This window comes from Streptomyces sp. MZ04 (assembly GCF_004684775.1).
Taxonomy (GTDB): Bacteria; Actinomycetota; Actinomycetes; order Streptomycetales; family Streptomycetaceae; genus Streptomyces.
This window is the reverse complement of the sequence record NZ_SRIC01000045.1, coordinates 21,121-39,733: the sequence shown is the minus strand read 5'-3', so window position 1 is coordinate 39,733 and position 18,613 is coordinate 21,121. Positions and strand designations below refer to the sequence as shown.

The window sequence follows — 18,613 nt, the reverse complement described above, 5'->3', positions numbered from 1 at the left end:
ACCCGCGCCACCCGCGCCACCCGCGCCCCCAGGAATAAGCCCCGGATCCTGCCGCAAAATCGCCTCATGGAGTGCCGTCACCTCCGGCCCCGGATCCAGGCCCAGTTCATCCGCGAGGTGCTCGCGCAGTTCCGCGTACGAAGTGAGCGCCTCGCTCTGGCGGCCCGCCAGGTACAGCGCCCGCATCTGTACCGCGCGCAGGCGCTCCCTTAGGGGATGGCGGGTCACTTCGTCGGTCAGCTCGCCGAGCAGCAGCGCGTGGTCACCCGATGCCAGGCGGGCCTCGGCCTGTTCCTCCAGTACGCCCAGGCGCTGTTCCGCCAGGCGGTGCGCCGCGGCGCGTACGAACTCCTCGTCCGCGAAGTCCGCGTACGCGGGACCGCGCCACAACTCCAGCGCCTGGGTCAGGAGTCCGGCCCGCAGGCGCGCATCGCCCGTCGTCCGGGCCTCGGCCACCAGGGTGCGGAACCGGTCCGCGTCCACCTCGTCCGCGGCCGGATCGACGCGCAGCCGGTATCCGGGGATCTGGCGTACGACACGGTCGGCGCCCAGCGCCCTGCGCAGCTGGGAGACCTTGGACTGCAGGGCGTTGGCGGGATTGCCCGGCGGCTGCTGTCCCCACAGGTCGTCGATGAGCCGGTCGGCCGAGACCGGCTGTCCCTCGTGTACGAGAAGATCGGCGAGCAGCGCCCTGACCTTCGCCTCGGGAACCCTGACCGGTTCCCCCTCGTCGTCCCACACCGTCAGTGGACCGAGCACCCCGAAACGCATGTGCGCCACCGTACACAGCGCACTTCAGCGGACCGGCGGCGGACCAGCAGTCGATCGTCAGCGGACCATCAGGTCTTCCGAAGCGCCCGGCCGCACAGTCATTCCTGACGGCGACGAAGACAGCGCGCCGCAGACACCGTAGAGGTTGGTACCGCCATGTCCCGCTTGTTCGAAACCGCTCAGCTCGGCACCCTGGACCTCCCCAACCGCCTTGTGATGGCACCGATGACGCGCAACCGCGCCGACGCCGACGGCGTCCCGCAGGCGATCATGGCGACCTACTACGCACAGCGTGCGTCCGCCGGGCTCATCATCGCCGAGGCCGCCACGCCCAACGCGGTGGGCCAGACCTACCCGAACATCACCGCGATGCACACCGAGGCGCACGTCGCCGGGTGGCGGCAGGTCACCGATGCCGTGCACGCCGCGGGCGGCCGGATGTTCCTGCAGTTGCAGCACGGCGGCCGGGTCGGCCACCCCGACACCAGCGGACTGACGCCCGTCGCACCTTCGCCGGTGCCGCTGCCTGACACGATCTTCACCCCGAGCGGGCACCAGCCGGCCGCCGTGCCACGCGAGATGACCGTCGACGAGATCCACTCCACCGTGGCGGACTTCGCCGCGGCCGCCCGCCGCGCCGTCGACGCCGGCTTCGCCGGGGTGGAGGTGCACGCCGCCAACGGCTACCTCCTCCACCAGTTCCTGGCGAAGGGCACCAACCACCGTACCGACGCCTACGGCGGCCCGGTGGCCAACCGCATCCGCTTCGTCGTGGAGGTGGTCGAGGCCGTCGCCGCCGCGATCGGCCCGGAGCGCGTCGGCGTACGCATCGCTCCCGGACTGACCGTCAACGGCATCGACGAGGGCGACACCGAGGACATCTACCCGGCGCTCGTCGAGGCCCTCGCGGATGCGGGCGGTGGCCTGGCCTATCTGCACGTCGTCTTCGCCGACCCGGACCAGGCCGTCTTCCAGAAGATCCGTAAGGATTGGCCCGGCACGCTCATCGCCAACCCGGTGCTCGGCTGGGGAGGTCCGCTGCCCGCCGACGGCGGACGGGCCGCGGGCGAGCGGCTCCTCTCCGCGGGAGCCGACCTGATCTCGCTCGGCCGCTCGTTCCTCGCCAACCCCGACCTGGTCGAGCGGATGCGCATCGGGGCGCCGCTCAATCCCGTACGCGAGAAGGGGCTGATGTACACGGGCGGGGAGGCCGGGTACACCGACTACCCGGTGCTCGACGAGGCTCAGGTGCCTGTGCTGTCCGCACCTTGAGCGGGCACCACGCGGGCGCGCCTCGCCTTGCTCCCCGGGCGGCCCGCCACCGGTACGTCGAGGGGGCGGGCGAGGCCCACCACGCCTTCGTCGAGGCGCTGCAGATGGCGCAGGACGCGGTAGGCCACCGTGCCCGAGCGCAGCGCGCCGGACCCGTCGGCCTCCAGCATGGAGGCGATGCTCGCGCCGGACTCGACCTCGCCGCCGGTCTTGTCGTCGTCCACGTACGCCGTGATGACGTCGAGGTTGTGGGCGATGCGCCGGGCGGCCCTGGCCAGGCGCGGATCGGCCGCGACGGTCTTGCTGTACGGCACGAGTTCGGCCGTCGCCGCCAGGGAACGCGCGTGGTACGCGCAGGTCTCCAGGAGCGCCACCAGATAGCGGGCGGTCCGGCGGCGGCCGCGCAGCGGGGTGATCGGGTGGGTCAGCGGCTGGACGGAGGCGCGCAGATCGTCGAGCGCGGTGTCCAAGTCCCGTGCCTTGTCCAGGAGATCGGCCGCGGGGCCGCCGCTGAGCTGCTCCACCGACGCGGAGACGACGTCGGCGAGCCGGGCGAGGACCGTGCTGAGCAGCTCGTCGGTGCGGCGGTCGGTGTGCACCGGCAGGACGAGGACGGCGGCGATGATGCCGCAGGCCGCGCCGAGTGCCGTCTCCTCGATGCGCAGCCAGAGCACGGAGAGGCTGTAGGTGTTCAGGAGGGTGTAGAGCAGGCCCAGCATCGCCGTGACGAAGAAGGACATCAGCGCGTACGACAGGGGAGCGGTGAAGAACATCGCGAAGATGAAGAGCAGTACGAGGCCGAAGGCGAGCCAGGTGTGGTTGCCGACGAGCCCCGCGAGGGCCACACCGGCGACCACGCCGAGCACGGTGCCGAGCAGCCGCCGGTAACTCTTGACCATGATCTCGCCGGTGGACGCGGTGTTGAGGAACACCACCCAGCAGGTCAGCACCGCCCAGTACCAGCGCTGCGTGGAGAGGAACTCGCCGCCGATGATGGCGAGCGTCGAGCCCACCGCGACCTGGAACGCGGCCCGGGTGGTGGGGCGCCGAAGGCCGGAGGGCTCGTCGTCCTCCGCCTCATCGATCTGCTCGACACCGGCGATCGCGATGTCCTCCGCGTCGAACTCCTCGCGGGAGCGGGTCGTCGCGGGCGAGTCGTCGGACTCGTCCTGCGGCCCGTCCAGGGCGAGCCGCAGCCCGAGCACGGCGCGGGCGGCCTCGCCGATGCCGCGGAAGACGTCCTGGACGGCGATCGAGGCCCGCGGCAGATTGTCCTCGTCGCGGTAGCCGAGCAGCCTGTTGCGCAGGTGCGCGAGGGCCGTGCCCCGATCGGCGGCGACCGGCCGGGACACCAGCAGGTGCAGCGCCCTCAGGTCCCGGCGCAGGGTGAGCGTCGCGTCGTCCTCGGGGCGGAACCGCGTGCCGGTCTCCGGTACGGGCGCGTGCGGCAGATGCAGGGTGATGGTGTCCGCGCTCTCGGCGCTGCGCGCGTTCAGAAGGAGGACGCCGAGCCGTTCGGCGGCGATCTCCGCGTCCGCGACACGGCGTTGCACCAGGGCCGCGGTCGCCGCGTCGGGTGTGCCCTCCTCCAGGCGGCCCTGGATCATCAGGGCCGTCTCGTGCAGCCGGGCGGTGCCCCGGCGCAGCTCGTCGAGGACCTTCTCCAACTGTTCGGGGGTGGCGTCCAGGAGCTCGATCTGGGTGGCCACCAGCTGCGCGAGCCGCGCCCGGAAGGCGACCCGGAGCCGGCCCAGGTCGCGCTCGGGCGACTCCGGCACCACGGCGAACCGGACGATCGCGCCGCATACGAAGGCGACGGTCAGGGCCAGATACAGCTCGGGAAGCGCCGCCCCGGTGGCGCCGACGAAGAGCGAGACGAAGTAGACCTGGAAGCCGATCAGGCCGAGCGCCGTGCCCCGGTCGCCGAACCGGCGGCTGTAGACGGCGCCGAAGATCAGCGCCACGAAGAACACATCACCCGCGATGACCTGGTCGTGAAGGAGCGCCGCGAGCGATATCGCCGCCAGTGAGACGGGCAGGCCCAGCGCGAGGGTGACCGCCTGCTCGCGCACCTCCTTCTCCTTGATGGCGAAGGTGGCGACCATGGCCGTCATGGCGCCCGCGACCATGTGTGTGACGTCCGTGCCGAACAGGGCGAGGACGACGAGCGTCAGGGCGATCGCCGCGACCGTCCGGAGCCCCGCCATCAGCCGCAGCAGCCCCGGGTCCGATGCCACGAAGCGGTCCCACGTGCCGGTCCTGGTCTGCCGTGTCACTGCGCTCACACCCTCATCGCCGCTGTTCAGGGCGAGATTCTGGCACGGCAGGACGCAACCGGGGCTTGAGGGTCGGGTGCGTCTCGACCCGTAAGACGCGGGGCGGAAGCGGCGAAAGTCTCCGGATTCACTTCAACGAAAGACTTGAAGTCATGAATCCAGCAGACAAGGAAATCCCCGGGGCACAGCTGTGCCCCGACACCCGGGAGACCCCGGACACCCCCGGCCCCCGCCGCTGGTGGACCCTCCTCGCGGTCAGCGCCGCCCAGCTCCTCGTCGTCCTCGACGGGACGATCGTGAACATCGCCCTGCCCTCCGCGCAGAGCGCGCTTGGCATGTCCGACGCGAGCCGCCAGTGGGCCATCACCGCGTACGCACTGGCCTTCGGCGGGCTGCTGCTGATCGGCGGACGGATCAGCGGGGCGCTCGGCCATCGGCATACGTTCCTCATCGGTCTGATCGGCTTCGCCGCGGCGTCCGCGCTCGGCGGGGCCGCGGCGAACCCCGGGATGCTGTTCGGGGCGAGGGCCCTGCAGGGAGCGTTCGCCGCGGTGCTCGCGCCCGCCGGGCTCTCGCTCCTGACGATCACCTTCTCCGAACCGGGGGAACGGGGCCGGGCGTTCGGCGTGTTCGCCGCGGTGGGCGCCGCCGGATCGGCCGTCGGCCTGGTCGCAGGGGGACTGCTCACCGAGTACGCGAGCTGGCGCTGGTGCCTCTACGTCAACGTCCCCGTCGCGCTGTTCGCCGTACTCGGCGCGGCCTTCGTGCCACGGGACCGGCCGGTGCGCGGGGCGGGCAGGCTCGATGTGGCGGGCGCCCTGCTCAGCGCCGCGGGCTTCGCCGCGATCGTGTACGCCTTCAACGAGGCCGAGCCGCGCGGGTGGGACGCCCCGCTGGTCCTCACCCTCCTCGTGGCCGGCGTCCTGCTGCTCGTCGCGTTCGCGGCCGTGGAGGTCAGGGCACCGCAGCCGCTGCTGCCGATGCGGGTGCTCCTGGACCGTGCGCGGGCCGGCGCGTTCGTCGCCATCACCCTGCTGTTCGTCGCGATGTTCGGCTTCTACCTCTTCATGAGCTACTACACGCAGACGGTCCTCGGCCATTCGCCGGTCCAGGCGGGCCTGACGCTGATCGTCAACGCCGTGGCCGCGCTGGTCGGCGCGACGCTCGTCGCCGGGCGGCTGCACGGACGCGTCGCACCTGCGGCGCTGATCCTGCCGGGGCTGCTCGCGGCGGCAGCCGGGATGTTCGTCCTGACCCGGCTCACCGCTGAGAGCACGCACGTCCTTCCGGCGTACCTGCTGCCCGCGCTGGTCCTGACGGGCCTCGGCCTCGGCTGCGTCATACCACCGACCGCGAGCCTGGCCACCGCGGGAATGCGCCCGCAGGACATCGGAGCCGCGGCCGCGGCCTACAACGCCTCGCAGCAACTGGGAGCCGCACTCGGCACCGCCCTGCTCAACACCGTCGCGGCGAGCGCGGCCGCGTCCTACCTGGCGTCCCGGGGCGGTGCCACGCCGACGTCGGCGTCCGTGCACGGCTACGCGGTGGCCTTGACCGTCGCCTTCGGCATCCTCGTCGCCGCCGCGTGCGTCACCGCACCGCTCATCGCCCGGGGGCGCCGGCCCGCAGTCCGTCCATGACGAGGTCGAGGAGCCGTCCGGCGCGCACCTGCCAGTCGCCGTGCGGGTCGATCTGCCAGAGGCCCGCGATGGCGAGCATGAAGTCGTCGGGGGTCAGGCCGGCGCGGATCGTGCCCGCCTCCTCGTTCGCCTCGAGCAGCAGCGTGACGGCCGAGGCCAGCGAGCCATGGCCGAGGCCGATCAGGGTGCCGCGCGAGCTGGTGGCGCTGCGCATCGCGTCCGCCAGACCGGCCTTGGCCATGGCGAACTGCGCGAGCCGGTCCATCCACTCCCGCAGGGCCTGGTCGGGGGCGCGGGTCTCGAGCAGCTGGCACGCCGTGTCGCAGACCTGCTGGACCTCGTAGCGGTAGACCTCGAGGACGAGTGCCTCCCGGTTGGGGAAGTTGCGGTAGAAGGTCCCCTGCCCGACGCAGGCCTTCTTCGCGATCGCGCTCAGGGGGACGTCGGCCGACCGCGTCAGCTCCGCGAGGGCCACTTCCAGGATGCGCTCGCGATTCCGTTGCGCGTCCGAGCGCAGCCGTGGGTCCTTCTGCTCCCGCACTCGTCCTCCTCCCGGAAATCGCGGCGTCGGCGTCTCGCCGCAGTCCGTGCCGGTCTTGCTGAGCCCCGCCAAGCCTTGCTAAGCGGACAACTGTCCGCTAAATTCAATGTTTGCGGACAGCTGTCCGCTTAGGCTCACCATACCGGCAGAATCGGCCGGCGGGGGATGGCCGTCGCGATCGCGGCCGACCGTCCTTCGCCGCACTTCGACGGTGTCGCGTGCGGCACCCCTACGCACAGCGCCATCTCCTCCCGAACTCACCGTCGGGATCGCCTCGTTCCACGCTCCCGCTCTCGTGCGGCAGTTGCTGAAGAAGCTGACAGAAGCGAAAGAAGGCTGATCGTGGCTCCATCGACGTCCAGCGCCATCACTTTGAACATCAACGGCGAAAAGCACACGCTGCCCGTCGACCACCGCACCACCCTGCTCGACGCGCTGCGCGAGCGCCTCGATCTGACCGGCACCAAGAAGGGCTGTGACCAGGGCCAGTGCGGCGCCTGCACGGTCCTGATCGACGGCCGCAGGGCCGTCTCCTGTCTGCAGCTCGCGGTCGCCGCCGAAGGCCGGGTGATCACCACCATCGAAGGCGTGGCCGACGGCGACCGGCTGCACCCCGTGCAGCAGGCCTTCCTCGACCTCGACGGCTACCAGTGCGGCTACTGCACACCGGGACAGATCTGCTCGGCCATCGCGGTGATCGAGGAGCACGCCGCGGGCTGGCCGAGCGCCGCGACCACCGACGTACGGCCCGAGGCGGGTGTGCCACAGCTGACCGCCGACGAGATCAGGGAGCGGATGAGCGGCAACCTGTGCCGCTGCGGCGCGTATGTGTCGATCGTGCAGGCGGTCGCCCAGGCCGCCGCGAACGAGACCGCGGGTACCGAGACCGCGGGTACGGAGGCTGTGGCATGAGGGAATTCGACTACCGGCGCGCGATCGACGTCCCCGGCGCGGTCGCGCTGCTCGGCGCCGACCCCGACGCGCGCGTTCTCGGCGGCGGTACCAACCTCGTCGACCTGATGAAGACGGGCGTGGAGCGGCCCGCCCTGCTCGTCGACGTACGCGAACTGCCCCTCGACCGGATCGAGGTCACCGACGACGGCGGGCTGCGGATCGGCGCGACCGTCACCAACAGCGACCTCGCCGCCCACCCCGAAGTGCGCCGCAACTACCCGGCGTTGGCGCAGGCCGTGCTCGCGGGCGCCTCGGGGCAGCTGCGCAACATGGCCACGGTCGGCGGGAACCTGCTCCAGCGCACCCGCTGCGGCTACTTCACCGATCTGACGAAGCCGTGCAACAAGCGTGCCCCCGGCAGCGGTTGCCCCGCCATCGAGGGCGAGCACCACAACCACGCGATCCTCGGCGCCTCCGGACACTGCGTGGCCGTCCACCCGTCGGACATGGGGGTGGCGCTCGCCGCCTTCGACGCCGTCGTCTCGTACGAAACAGCCGACGGGACCGGCGAGTTGCCGCTCGCCGAGTTCTACCTGCCGGTCGGCGAAACGCCGCACCTGGAGACCGCGCTGCCGTCCGGCGCGCTGATCACCGGCATCACCCTGCCCCCGGCCCCGGTCGCCGCCGTCTCCCGCTACCGCAAGGTGCGCGAGCGCGCGTCGTACGCCTTCGCGATCGGCTCGATCGCCGCGGCGCTCGACGTCCAGGACGGTGTCGTACGCGAAGTGCGCCTCGCCTTCGGGGCGGTGGCGTCCCGGCCGTGGCGCGCCCGGGAGGCCGAGCGGGTCCTGACGGGGGGCCCGGCGACCGCCGAGGCCTTCGCCGCCGCCGCGGACGCCGAACTGGCGGCCGCGCGGACGCTGCCCCACAACGGCTACAAGGTGACGCTGCTGCGCAACCTCGTCGTCGCGATGCTGACCGAGCTCACCGAGGAGGCGGCCCGATGACGACGCCGACCACGACCACCACATCCACCGCGGTGACGGGCGCCGTCGGCGCTTCGTACACCCGAGTGGAGGGCCGGGACAAGGTCACCGGCGCGGCCCGGTACGCGGGAGAGATCCCCTTCGCCGAACTCGCCCACGGCTGGGTGGTGTTGTCCACGATCGCCCGCGGCCGGATCAGCTCGGTCGAGTCGGACGCCGTGCGCGAGATGCCCGGCGTCCTGGCCGTCCTGCACCACGGGACCGCTCCGCGCGTCGACAGCGACTACATCAGCATGCTCGGCCCGCCCGACCCGATCGTCGAGGTCTTCCAGCACGACCGGGTGCCGTTCGTCGGCTGGCCGGTGGCGCTGGTCGTCGCCGAGACCTCCGAGCAGGCGCGAGAGGCCGCCGAGGCGCTGGTGGTGAAGTACGAGGCGGAGCCGCACGACGTCGCGTTCTCCGCCGCGCACCCCGACACGTACATCCCGGACGGTGACAACCACCAGATGGCGAAGGGCGACCTGGACGCCGAACTCGCCGCGTCCGCCCATGTCGTGGACGAGGAGTACAGCACACCCGAAGAGCACCACAGCTCGATGGAGCCGCACGCCGCGATGGCGCGCTGGGACGCGGGACGCCTCGAGGTCGTCGACTCCAACCAGGGCAGCACCTGGGTCGCGGACGAGCTGGCGAAGCTGTTCTCGCTCGACCCGGCCTCGGTACGGGTGCGGTCCGAGCACGTCGGCGGAGCCTTCGGTTCCAAGGGCGTACGCGTCCACCAGATCCTCGCCGTGATGGCGGCGACCGTGCTCGACCGCCCCGTCAGGGTCGTCCTCACCCGTCGCCAGCTGTTCTCGCTCACCGGCTACCGCAGCCCCACCGCCCAGCGCGTCCGGCTCGGCGCCGACGCCGACGGGCGGCTGCGCGCCGTCGGGCACCAGGCGCACAGCCTCACGTCGAAGGTGCATGAATTCGTCGAGGGCAGCGCCGGGTTCGGGCGTCCGATGTACGCCTCCGACGCCCATCACAGCGTCAACCGCGTGGTGCGCCTAGACGTGCCGACGCCGACCTTCATGCGCGCGCCCGGCGAGGCTCCCGGTTCGTTCGCCCTGGAGTCCGCGCTCGACGAACTCGCCGAGCGGACAGGACTGGACCCGATCGCGCTGCGCGCCCGCAACGAACCGGACGTGGGCCCCGTCTCCGGGCTGCCGTTCGGCTCCCGCAATCTCGTGGCCTGCTTCGAGGAGGGCGCCCGCAGGTTCGGCTGGGCGGACCGGGACCCGCGCCCCGGCCTGCGGCGCGAAGGGCGCTGGCTGATCGGCACCGGCACGGCGGCGGCCACCTTCCCGGTGCTCGCGATGCCGTCCACGGCGGCCGTGACGGCGGAGGCCGACGGCACCTTCACCGTGCGGATCACCGCGGCGGACGTCGGGACGGGGGCGCGGACCGCGCTGACCCTGATCGCCGCGGACGCCCTCGAAGTGGCCCAGGACCGCGTCCATGTGCGCATCGGCGACAGCGACTTCGGCCCGGCGGCCATCTCCGGCGGCTCGATGGGCACCCGCTCCTGGGGCTGGGCGGTCACGGCCGCGGTGCGTGAACTGCGGGAGCAACTGGCCCTGGGCGGCGACATCCCGCCGCAGGGGATCACCGTGCGATCCGACACCAGTGAGTACGTCTTCGCGCTCGCCCAGAAGGAACGGCACTCCTACGGCGCGCAGTTCGCGGAGGTCGCCGTGGACGTCACCACGGGCGAGGTACGCGTACGACGGATGCTCGGCATCTTCGCGGCGGGCCGCATCGTCAACCCGCTGACCGCACGCAGCCAGCTCGTCGGCGGCATGACCTGGGGCCTGTCGATGGCGCTGCACGAGGAGGCGGTCAGGGACCAGGCGACGGGCGGCCATGTCGGCGCCGACTTCGCGGGCTACCACTTCGCTGCCAACGCGGATGTGCCGCACATCGAGGCGGACTGGGTGGACGACCCGGACGCGGACGACCCCGTCGGCATCAAGGGCATCGGCGAGATCGGCATCGTGGGCGCCGCGGCGGCGATCGCCAACGCGGTCTGGCACGCGACAGGCGTACGCCACCGGTCGCTGCCGATCCGCCCCGACCGCGTCCTGGACGCGGCAGGGGCCCGCGATGCTTGACATCGCCGCCGACCTCGACCGGTGGCTGCGGGAGGGCCGGGCGTTCGCCGTCGCCACCGTCGTGGCGGTGGGCGGCAGCGCGCCGCGCCCGCCCGGCGCCGCCCTCGCCGTCGACAGCGAGGGCACCGCCATCGGCTCGGTCTCCGGCGGCTGCGTGGAAGGGGCGGTGTACGACCTGTGCGTCCAGGCCCTCGAGGACGGCACGGCGGTGCGCGAGCGCTTCGGCTACAGCGACGAGGACGCCTTCGCCGTCGGCCTGACCTGCGGCGGGGTCATCGAGGTCCTGGTCACACCGGTGGCCGAGGACGCGCCCGCCAGGACCGTGTTCGCGGCGGCGCTCTCGGCCGCCGCGAACGGGGAGGCGGCGGCGATCGCCCGCGTGGTGGAGGGCCCGGCCGAATTCCTGGGCAGGCCCCTGCTGGTGCGCGCCGACGGATCGTACGAAAGCGGCCTGGAAGGGCACCCGGACCTCGACCGCACGGTGGCGGGGGAGACCCGCGCGATGCTGGACGCGGGCCGCACCGGCGAGTTCGGCGTCTCGGAGGACGGATCGCGCTGCGGGGAGCCGCTGACGCTGTTCGTCGAGACGAGCGTGCCGCCGCCCCGCATGATCGTCTTCGGCGCGGTCGACTTCGCCGCGGCCCTGGTGCGCACGGGCAAGTTCCTCGGCTACGAGGTGACGGTGTGCGACGCCCGTCCGGTCTTCGCCACACGGGCCCGCTTCCCCGAGGCCGACGAGGTCGTGGTCGACTGGCCGCACCGCTACCTGCGGCGCACCCGGACGGACGCCCGCACCGTCCTGTGCGTCCTCACGCACGACGCCAAGTTCGACATTCCGCTCCTGGAGGCGGCGCTGCGCATGCCGGTCGCGTTCGTCGGCGCCATGGGCTCGCGCCGCACCCACGAGGACCGCAACCGGCGGCTGCGCGAAGTCGGCGTGACAGAAGGGGAGCTGGCGCGACTGCGGTCCCCGATCGGCCTGGACATCGGCGCCCGCACGCCGGAGGAGACCGCCCTGTCCATCGCGGCCGAGATCGTCGCGGCACGCCGCGGCGGCACGGGCATGCCACTGACCGGATCGGGCACGCCGATCCACCACGACCGGGAGGACGGTTCGGGCGGGGCGCACGCAGCGGCGTGACGCGGCCGGGAGCCATGACTCCCGGCCGCAGCCGTGGCTAGCCCTTGAGGCCGATCGCCGCGCAGGCCGCCTTGTAGGCGGGCGTGCAGATCTCCGACGTCTTGTAGATGCCGTCCGCGATGACCGTGGACTTGATGGTGTCCTGGGTCAGCGGGCGGACCGACACCAGGAGGGACGGGATGTCCTTCGTGGTGGCGTTGTCGGACCTGTCGCCGGCCAGGGCGTCGAACTCGACCATGCGGCCCTGGGCGATCCTGACCGCCATCTGCGCGGCGCCCACGGCCTCCTCGGGGTACGACTTGTAGACGCTCATGTACTGCTCGCCCGCGACGACGCGCTGCACGGCCGGCAGCTCCGCGTCCTGGCCGGTGACCGGGGGCAGCTCGGTGAGGCCCGATGCCTTCAGGGCTTTGATGATGCCGCCCGCCATGCCGTCGTTGGCGGAGTAGACGCCCGCGATGTTCTCCTTGCCGAGCGCGGTGATCGCGTCGGTCATATGGGCGCGTGCCGTCTCCGGCTTCCAGCCCTCGGTGTCGTACGACTTGGCGATGTCCACGCGGTTGTCGAGCTGGGAGAGCGCGCCGTCCTTGAAGACGGCGGCGTTCGGGTCGGTCGGCGAACCGTTGATCATGACGATCTTGCTGCTCTTGCGGGCGCCGTTCCCGAGCGCCTTGATGAGCCCCTGGCCCTGGACCTGGCCCACCAGTTCGTTGTCGAAGGCCACGTAGCCGGAGACGGGCCCCTCGGCGAGCCGGTCGTAGGCGATCACGGGGATGTCCGCGTCCTTCGCCTTCTCGACGGCCGGGGCGATCTTCTTCGCGTCCACCGCGCTGACCAGCACCACGTCGACCTTGTCGGCGACCATCTTCTCGAGCTGGCCGCTCTGCTTGGCGGCATCCTGGTCGGCGTTGGCGTAGACGAGCTTGCCCTTGCCGTTGGTCAGCTTCTTGACCTGCTTCTCGATGATCGGGTGGTCGAACTTCTCGTAGCGTGCCGTCTCTGATTCGGGCAGCAGCAGGCCGATGGTGACGTCGTCGCCCTTCCTGTCGTCCTTGGTTCCGTCGTCGCTGTCGAACAGGCCGCCACATGCGGCGAGCGAGAGGGCCAGCACGCCCACGGTCACGACGACGGTGGCTTCACGTCTACGGGATTTCATTCGTCCACTTCCTAGACCTGACCGCTTCCTTGCAGTCCGAGGTGGCTGAAAGCCAACCCGGCGGCCCTGCTGGCGTCAAGGACTCAAGTGATAACGAGATGACAATGGCATCATGTGTTTCAGAGTTGAACTGTTCTGGATATGCCGGACCTAGTGGACGCGGGGGGCGGGTGCCGGCTCGACGCGGCGGGTGGCGTCGCCGGGCGAGCCGGTCACGCCGCCGGTCATGCCGCCGGTCACGCCGCCGGGCCCTCCGTGGCGTGTGTGACCGCTCCGCCAGGGCGGTTCTCGCCGCATTCCTCGTTCTCGTGGGAGAAATATTTAGAGCCTGACCGTGCCGGGAAGCTCATACCGTGCTACTGTTCATCGAAGTTGCAGTTGTGGTTCCCATAAGACTTCAAGTGCCTTAAGCGGATCTGATCCGCCGGGCACTTTTGTATTTCCGGTGCAGTTTTCCGGACGGGGCAATCAACGTGGCGACGCCGGGGTTCGCACAGTGTGGACTCCGGGCTTTGCCCCGAAGGAGATTTTAGTATGGCTAACGGCACCGTGAAGTGGTTCAACTCGGAAAAGGGCTTCGGCTTCATCGAGCAGGAGGGTGGCGGCCCGGACGTCTTCGCCCACTACTCGAACATCGCCACCCAGGGCTTCCGTGAGCTCCAGGAAGGTCAGAAGGTGACCTTCGACGTCACGCAGGGCCAGAAGGGCCCGCAGGCGGAGAACATCGTCCCCGCCTGACGCTGACGCGTTGACACGAGGCTGGTGCCCGCACCTCACGGTGCGGGCACCAGCTCGTTGCTGTTTACAGAGTTTTTGAGTTTTTCTTTTGTTCGGCTCGTGCTTGCAATTCGTTCGGCTGGTTTTCGCCGAGAATTCCTCGATGCGTGCCATATCGAGGAAGGTTCTCCGTGAACCGTTCAGGTCGTACGAACGATCGCTATTCCGGCAAGTCCAATCCCCGCGGTTTCGCCGCCCAGCGTTCCCGCGGTAACGGCGGCCGTCCCGGCGGGCAGAGCCGTCGCCCCGCCGCACCGCAGGGCGAGTTCGCGCTCCCCGTCACCGTCACCCCCGGCCTGCCCGCGGTGGAGGCCTTCGGCGAGCTCGACATGCCGGAAATTCTCCTGAAGACGCTGACCGGCCTCGGCGTGACGGAGCCGTTCCCGATCCAGGCCGCCACGCTGCCGAACGCGCTCGCGGGCCGCGACGTACTGGGCCGTGGCCGCACCGGATCCGGCAAGACCCTCGCCTTCGGCCTCCCGCTCCTCGCCCGTACCGCCGGACAGCGCGCCGACTCGAAGCAGCCGCTGGCCCTGGTCCTCGTGCCGACGCGCGAGCTCGCCCAGCAGGTCACCGAGGCGCTCACCCCGTACGCGAGGGCGCTGAAGCTGCGTATCGCCACCGTGGTCGGCGGCATGTCGATCGGCAGGCAGGCCGGTGCGCTGCGCAGTGGTGCCGAGGTGCTCGTCGCGACGCCGGGCCGCCTCAAGGACCTCATCGAGCGCCGGGACTGCCGCCTCGACCGGGTGGCCATCACCGTCCTCGACGAGGCCGACCAGATGGCCGACATGGGCTTCATGCCCCAGGTCACCGAGCTGCTCGACCAGGTGCGGCCCAACGGTCAGCGCATGCTGTTCTCGGCCACCCTCGACCGCAACGTCGACCTCCTGGTGCGCCGCTACCTCCAGGACCCGGTCGTCCACTCCGTCGACCCCTCGGCGGGCGCGGTCACCACGATGCGCCACCACGAGCTGCACGTGCACGGCGCCGACAAGACCGCCGCCGCCACCGAGATCGCCGCCCGCGACGGCCGCGTGATCATGTTCCTGGACACCAAGCACGCCGTCGACCAGTTCACCCGGCATCTGCTGGGCAGCGGCGTACGCGCGGCCGCGCTGCACGGCGGCAAGTCGCAGCCGCAGCGCACCCGCACGCTCGCCCAGTTCAAGACCGGTGATGTGACGGTCCTGGTGGCGACGAACGTCGCGGCCCGCGGCATCCACGTGGACAACCTCGACCTGGTGGTCAACGTCGACCCGCCCAGCGACCACAAGGACTATCTGCACCGCGGCGGCCGCACCGCCCGCGCCGGCGAGTCCGGCAGCGTGGTGACCCTCGTCCTGCCCAACCAGAAGCGCGACATGAGCCGCCTGATGGCTGCCGCCGGAATCCGGCCGCAGATCACTCAAGTCCGCTCCGGCGAGGCGGAGTTGAGCCGTATCACCGGTGCGAAGGCGCCCTCCGGCGTCCCCATCAGCGGCGCCGCGCCCACCGCCGAGCGGCCCAAGCGGGGCGGCGCACCCTTCCGCGGGATGGGTACCCGTCCGGGGCGGGCCACAGGTGGCTCCCGGCGGACCGCCGAGTCCCGTGAACTGGCCGAGGCCCGCAAGGCGGCGCGGGTGCGTCGCAGCGCCTGACGCCTGACGCTCGGCCCGTACCGTTCATGACGTAGACCGTTCTTGACCTTTGGGTCAAGAACGGTCTACAGTCCTGATCATGGGAAGGCCGAAGCAGTTCGATCCGGACGCCGCCGTCGAGCAGGCCATGGACGTGTTCTGGCGCAAGGGGTACGCCGCCACCACGCCACAGGACCTCGTCGACGCGCTCGGCATCGGCAAGGGCAGTCTCTACAACACCTTCGGCAGCAAGCACGCCCTGTTCGAGCGGGCGCTGCGCCGCTACCGCGACAGCCAGGCGCTGGCCCTCATCGAGATGCTCGAGGAGTCGGGGCCCGTCAAGGAACGGCTGCGCGCGGCGCTCTGGCTCCTCGTCGACATGGACCTCGCCGACCCGGATCGCCGTGGCTGTATGGCGGTGAACACCGCGGCGGAGCTGGCGGGGGTGGACGAGGTGGCGACCGAACTGGTGCGGCGGATGTTCGACCGCACCGAAGAGGCGTTCCAGGTGCTGGTCGAAAAGGGGCAGCGGGCGGGGGAGATCGATCCCGCTCGCGACGCCCGGGGCGTCGGGAGTCTGCTCCTGACGACGATCGTCGGCCTGCGGCTCATGGCCCGCGTCGCCGAAGGGCCGGACCGCCTCTCCAGGGTGATCGACGCGACGGTCGACGCGCTCTGACGTTCTGGCCCTCGTCTGGAGTCGGTGCCTGACGTATCAAGCATCAGTGTCCGACGCGCTTCATCTCTCTGCCGTTATTTTGTACTTACAGTTCAAGAACTGTCCGAACTCCACCCAAGGACCGGGGAAAACATGCAGCTCGACCTGAACTCCAAGACCGCCGTCGTCACCGGCGCGAGCCGCGGCATCGGCCTGGCCACCGTCGAGGCACTGATCGGCGAAGGCGTACGCGTCGTGGGCGCCGCCCGCACCATCACCCCCGAACTCAAGGAGAGCGGAGCCTTCGCGGTCTCCGCGGACCTCGGCACCGCCGAGGGCGTGGCCACCCTCATGGACGCCGCCTTCGCCGAACTGGGCGGCATCGACCTGCTGGTGAACAATGTCGGTGGCGGCGACATGGTGGAGCCGGTCGGCTTCCTCGACACCGGGGACGCGCAGTGGCAGGGCATCTTCGACCTCAACCTGCTCAGCGCGGTCCGCGTCACCCGCGCCGCGCTGCCCAGCCTGATCGAGCGGCGCGGCGCGATCGTCAACGTCTCGTCCATCAACTCCCGGCTCCCCGCGGCCGGTCCCGTCGCCTACAGCGCGGCCAAGGCGGCGCTCACCGCCCTCGGCAAGTCCCTGGCCGAGGAGTTCGGCCCGAAGGGCGTACGCGTCAACACGGTCTCGCCCGGCGTGGTGCGCACCGCCATCTGGGAGGACCCCGAGGGCTTCGGCGGCAAGGTGGCCGCCGGGGCCGGTGCCGAGCACGGCGCGTTCCTCGAACAGATCCCCGACGCGTTCGGCATCACGACCGGACGGATCACCGAAGCGCGGGAAGTGGCGTCCCTGATCACCTTCTTGCTCTCGGACGTGGCCGGGAACATCACGGGTGCCGACCATGTCATCGACGGCGGCACGGTGAAGACGATCTGAGGCGAGGCCGCGCCGGATGCCACCGCGCGGGGCGGGTCGCGGCAGTCGCCATCGGTCAGGTCGGGGAGCGGGGCCTGGCCGGAGGCGGGCGGAGGGAGCCTGAGTCACTATGGCTGTACGTTCCCCAACTCGGCCCGGGGCCTTGCGCCTTGGGTGAGCAGCCACCGTACGACGTCGTCGGCGTCCTGGGCGTGGGCGATGTCCAGGGGCGTCATGTCGTCGTAGCCGATCCAGTCGAGATCCGCTCCCTGCTGGAACAGGCGCCGGGCGGTGGCGAGTTGGCCGCCGTGGCAGGCGCCCCAGAAGGCGCTGGTGATCGCCGGTCCGGTGGGCGGTTCGGGTGCGGCGATGAACGCCTCGACCTGGTCGAGGAGGCCCAGCGTCGCCGCGTCCTGGAGGTCCGCACGGGCGCCGTGCTCCAACAGGCGGCGGGCCGCGCGCCATTGGCCGAAGCCGCGGGCGTCGGCGAGCGGGGTGCCGCCGCCGATGACGGCGCCGGTCGCCTCGATGTCGGCGCCCGCGGCGATGAGGGCGTCGAGGGCGATGACGTCGTCGTTGCTCGCGGCCCAGTGCAGCGGCGTCTCGGCGTGGGAGCCGACGAACCGGGCGTCGGGGTAGGCGCCCGCCGCGGCGAGGGCGGCGATGACCTCCGGGGCCTGCGGGTAGTGCCCCGGCCAGTCGGTCGCGATGTGCAGCAGGCTCCGCCCGCCGGCGGCGGGACCTTCGGTGGTGATGGTGCCGGAGGCGAGGCCGGGGTGGTCGGCCAGGAGCGTGCGAAGCACCGAGACGTCGCCCTTGCGGATCGCCTCGGTCACCGTGATGGCAAGCGGGTCAAGGGAGTTGAGGTTCATCACGAGGTGTCGGCCTCCTGCTCGGGCAGTCTGGTCCAGACCTATTGACGGCAGGTCTGGACCACTTTACGGTGTGGCGCATCGCACCACGTACGTCTCCAGGCAGCACAGTCCAGGAGGTCAGCGTGTCACCCAGAACCCCCCACCTCGCCCAGGTTTCCCTGGCCGCACTCCGCGCGCCGTCCCGGCTGTTCGCGGTCGGCCTGGCGATGGTTCTCGCCGTGTCGACGCTCGTCGGTGCCGCGCCGAGCCCGTCGCAGGACGGCCGTACCGTCCGGGACGAGACCTGCGCGGTCAAGTCGAAGCCCGCCGGAAAGGTGCTCCAGGGCTACTGGGAGAACTGGGACGGCGCCGCCAACGGCGTGCACCCGCCGTTCGGCTGGACCCCCATCACCGACACCCGCATGAGTGAGCACGGCTACAACGTCATCAACGCCGCGTTCCCCGTCATCCGCTCGGACGGCACCGTCCTGTGGGAGGACGGCATGGACGCGACCGTGAAGGTCGCCACGCCCGCCGAGATGTGCCAGGCCAAGGCGGACGGCGCCACGATCCTGATGTCGATCGGCGGCGCGACGGCCGGCATCGACCTCAGCTCGAGCACGGTCGCCGACCGGTTCGTAGAGACCGTGGTGCCCATCCTCAAGAAGTACAACTTCGACGGCATCGACATCGACATCGAGACCGGCCTGGTCGGCAGCGGAAACATCACCAACCTGTCCGCCTCGCAGGCCAACCTGATCCGCATCATCGACGGCGTACTCGCGCAGATGCCCTCCAACTTCGGCCTGACGATGGCCCCCGAGACGGCGTACGTCACCGGAGGCAGCGTCACGTACGGCTCCATCTGGGGCGCCTACCTCCCCATCGTGAAGAAGTACGCGGACAACGGCCGCCTCTGGTGGCTGAACATGCAGTACTACAACGGCAGCATGTACGGCCAAC

At 71.1% G+C, this 18,613-nt stretch carries 15 protein-coding genes and 1 pseudogene; 11 read left to right on the top strand and 5 right to left on the bottom strand.

The annotated features are described in order from the left end of the window. Nucleotides 1-771, bottom strand: a 771-nt coding sequence (locus tag E2651_RS13130) for an AfsR/SARP family transcriptional regulator (RefSeq protein WP_135331271.1), incomplete at its 3' end; no start/stop codon positions are given. Between the two features lie 156 nt (nucleotides 772-927). On the opposite strand from E2651_RS13130, the gene E2651_RS13125 reads away from it, so the two are divergent. Next, a complete protein-coding gene (locus E2651_RS13125) occupies nucleotides 928-2,043 on the top strand; it encodes an alkene reductase (RefSeq protein WP_135331270.1) in 1,116 nt (371 codons plus the stop codon). Here the strand turns inward: E2651_RS13125 and E2651_RS13120 are convergent. Next, nucleotides 2,016-4,250 carry an FUSC family protein gene (locus tag E2651_RS13120; RefSeq protein ID WP_135331273.1) on the bottom strand — a complete coding sequence of 745 codons (2,235 nt, stop codon included), beginning with the start codon at nucleotides 4,248-4,250 and terminating at the stop codon, nucleotides 2,016-2,018. The two genes, E2651_RS13125 and E2651_RS13120, sit on opposite strands and share 28 nt — an antisense overlap. 221 nt (nucleotides 4,251-4,471) lie before the next feature. On the opposite strand from E2651_RS13120, the gene E2651_RS13115 reads away from it, so the two are divergent. Continuing rightward, nucleotides 4,472-5,959 carry an MFS transporter gene (locus E2651_RS13115; RefSeq protein ID WP_135331269.1) on the top strand — a complete coding sequence of 496 codons (1,488 nt, stop codon included), beginning with the start codon at nucleotides 4,472-4,474 and terminating at the stop codon, nucleotides 5,957-5,959. Here the strand turns inward: E2651_RS13115 and E2651_RS13110 are convergent. Next, nucleotides 5,922-6,500 carry a TetR/AcrR family transcriptional regulator gene (locus E2651_RS13110; RefSeq protein WP_135331268.1) on the bottom strand — a complete coding sequence of 193 codons (579 nt, stop codon included), beginning with the start codon at nucleotides 6,498-6,500 and terminating at the stop codon, nucleotides 5,922-5,924. The genes E2651_RS13115 and E2651_RS13110 overlap by 38 nt on opposite strands. A 342-nt stretch (nucleotides 6,501-6,842) precedes the next feature. Between E2651_RS13110 and E2651_RS13105 the strand changes: the two genes are divergently transcribed. Genes E2651_RS13105 through E2651_RS13090 form a run of 4 tightly spaced genes read left to right on the top strand, consistent with a single transcriptional unit; the run spans nucleotide 6,843 to nucleotide 11,674 of the window. Further along, nucleotides 6,843-7,412, top strand: coding sequence for a 2Fe-2S iron-sulfur cluster-binding protein (locus E2651_RS13105; RefSeq protein WP_135331267.1), 570 nt, complete (start codon nucleotides 6,843-6,845; stop codon nucleotides 7,410-7,412). Then, nucleotides 7,409-8,401: a xanthine dehydrogenase family protein subunit M gene (locus E2651_RS13100; RefSeq protein ID WP_135331266.1), complete on the top strand. Its 993-nt coding sequence runs from the start codon at nucleotides 7,409-7,411 to the stop codon at nucleotides 8,399-8,401. Before E2651_RS13105 ends, E2651_RS13100 begins: the two co-directional genes overlap by 4 nt. Then, nucleotides 8,398-10,533 carry a xanthine dehydrogenase family protein molybdopterin-binding subunit gene (locus E2651_RS13095; RefSeq protein WP_135331265.1) on the top strand — a complete coding sequence of 712 codons (2,136 nt, stop codon included), beginning with the start codon at nucleotides 8,398-8,400 and terminating at the stop codon, nucleotides 10,531-10,533. Before E2651_RS13100 ends, E2651_RS13095 begins: the two co-directional genes overlap by 4 nt. Next, the gene (locus E2651_RS13090; protein WP_135331264.1) at nucleotides 10,526-11,674 is read left to right on the top strand and encodes an XdhC/CoxI family protein; all 1,149 of its coding nucleotides are present in this window, start codon (nucleotides 10,526-10,528) and stop codon (nucleotides 11,672-11,674) included. The genes E2651_RS13095 and E2651_RS13090 overlap by 8 nt, the downstream gene beginning before the upstream one ends. A gap of 37 nt (nucleotides 11,675-11,711) precedes the next feature. Here E2651_RS13090 and E2651_RS13085 read toward each other — a convergent pair whose 3' ends face one another. Further along, entirely contained in the window at nucleotides 11,712-12,830 is a 1,119-nt protein-coding gene (locus E2651_RS13085; protein ID WP_135331263.1) for a substrate-binding domain-containing protein, read from the bottom strand. A 534-nt stretch (nucleotides 12,831-13,364) separates the two neighbouring features. On the opposite strand from E2651_RS13085, the gene E2651_RS13080 reads away from it, so the two are divergent. From E2651_RS13080 to E2651_RS13065, 4 genes are all read left to right on the top strand, one after another. Continuing rightward, the gene (locus E2651_RS13080) at nucleotides 13,365-13,568 is read left to right on the top strand and encodes a cold-shock protein (RefSeq protein WP_135331262.1); all 204 of its coding nucleotides are present in this window, start codon (nucleotides 13,365-13,367) and stop codon (nucleotides 13,566-13,568) included. 170 nt (nucleotides 13,569-13,738) lie between these two features. Beyond that, a complete protein-coding gene (locus E2651_RS13075) occupies nucleotides 13,739-15,244 on the top strand; it encodes a DEAD/DEAH box helicase (RefSeq protein ID WP_135331261.1) in 1,506 nt (501 codons plus the stop codon). Nucleotides 15,245-15,323: 79 nt separating this feature from the next. After that, a complete protein-coding gene (locus E2651_RS13070) occupies nucleotides 15,324-15,902 on the top strand; it encodes a TetR/AcrR family transcriptional regulator (RefSeq protein ID WP_135331260.1) in 579 nt (192 codons plus the stop codon). Between the two features lie 132 nt (nucleotides 15,903-16,034). Continuing rightward, a complete protein-coding gene (locus tag E2651_RS13065) occupies nucleotides 16,035-16,817 on the top strand; it encodes an oxidoreductase (RefSeq protein WP_135331259.1) in 783 nt (260 codons plus the stop codon). Nucleotides 16,818-16,924: 107 nt separating this feature from the next. On the opposite strand, the gene E2651_RS13060 is transcribed toward E2651_RS13065, so the two are convergent. Continuing rightward, on the bottom strand, nucleotides 16,925-17,668 hold the full coding sequence (locus E2651_RS13060; protein WP_135331258.1) for an ankyrin repeat domain-containing protein: 744 nt from the start codon (nucleotides 17,666-17,668) through the stop codon (nucleotides 16,925-16,927). Between the two features lie 209 nt (nucleotides 17,669-17,877). Between E2651_RS13060 and E2651_RS13055 the strand changes: the two are divergent. Continuing rightward, nucleotides 17,878-18,609, top strand: a pseudogene (locus E2651_RS13055) (glycosyl hydrolase family 18 protein); the annotation flags it as partial. Between the last annotated feature and the right edge of the window lie 4 nt (nucleotides 18,610-18,613).

What these genes read in the sequence shown, in the direction of transcription:
- E2651_RS13125 (WP_135331270.1), top strand. Translation starts at nt 928, where the DNA reads ATGTCCCGCTTGTTCGAAACCGCTCAGCTCGGCACCCTGGACCTCCCC.
- E2651_RS13120 (WP_135331273.1), bottom strand. Translation starts at nt 4,250, where the DNA reads ATGGCGGGGCTCCGGACGGTCGCGGCGATCGCCCTGACGCTCGTCGTC.
- E2651_RS13115 (WP_135331269.1), top strand. Translation starts at nt 4,472, where the DNA reads ATGAATCCAGCAGACAAGGAAATCCCCGGGGCACAGCTGTGCCCCGAC.
- E2651_RS13100 (WP_135331266.1), top strand. Translation starts at nt 7,409, where the DNA reads ATGAGGGAATTCGACTACCGGCGCGCGATCGACGTCCCCGGCGCGGTC.
- E2651_RS13095 (WP_135331265.1), top strand. Translation starts at nt 8,398, where the DNA reads ATGACGACGCCGACCACGACCACCACATCCACCGCGGTGACGGGCGCC.
- E2651_RS13090 (WP_135331264.1), top strand. Translation starts at nt 10,526, where the DNA reads ATGCTTGACATCGCCGCCGACCTCGACCGGTGGCTGCGGGAGGGCCGG.
- E2651_RS13085 (WP_135331263.1), bottom strand. Translation starts at nt 12,830, where the DNA reads ATGAAATCCCGTAGACGTGAAGCCACCGTCGTCGTGACCGTGGGCGTG.
- E2651_RS13080 (WP_135331262.1), top strand. Translation starts at nt 13,365, where the DNA reads ATGGCTAACGGCACCGTGAAGTGGTTCAACTCGGAAAAGGGCTTCGGC.
- E2651_RS13070 (WP_135331260.1), top strand. Translation starts at nt 15,324, where the DNA reads ATGGGAAGGCCGAAGCAGTTCGATCCGGACGCCGCCGTCGAGCAGGCC.
- E2651_RS13065 (WP_135331259.1), top strand. Translation starts at nt 16,035, where the DNA reads ATGCAGCTCGACCTGAACTCCAAGACCGCCGTCGTCACCGGCGCGAGC.
- E2651_RS13060 (WP_135331258.1), bottom strand. Translation starts at nt 17,668, where the DNA reads ATGAACCTCAACTCCCTTGACCCGCTTGCCATCACGGTGACCGAGGCG.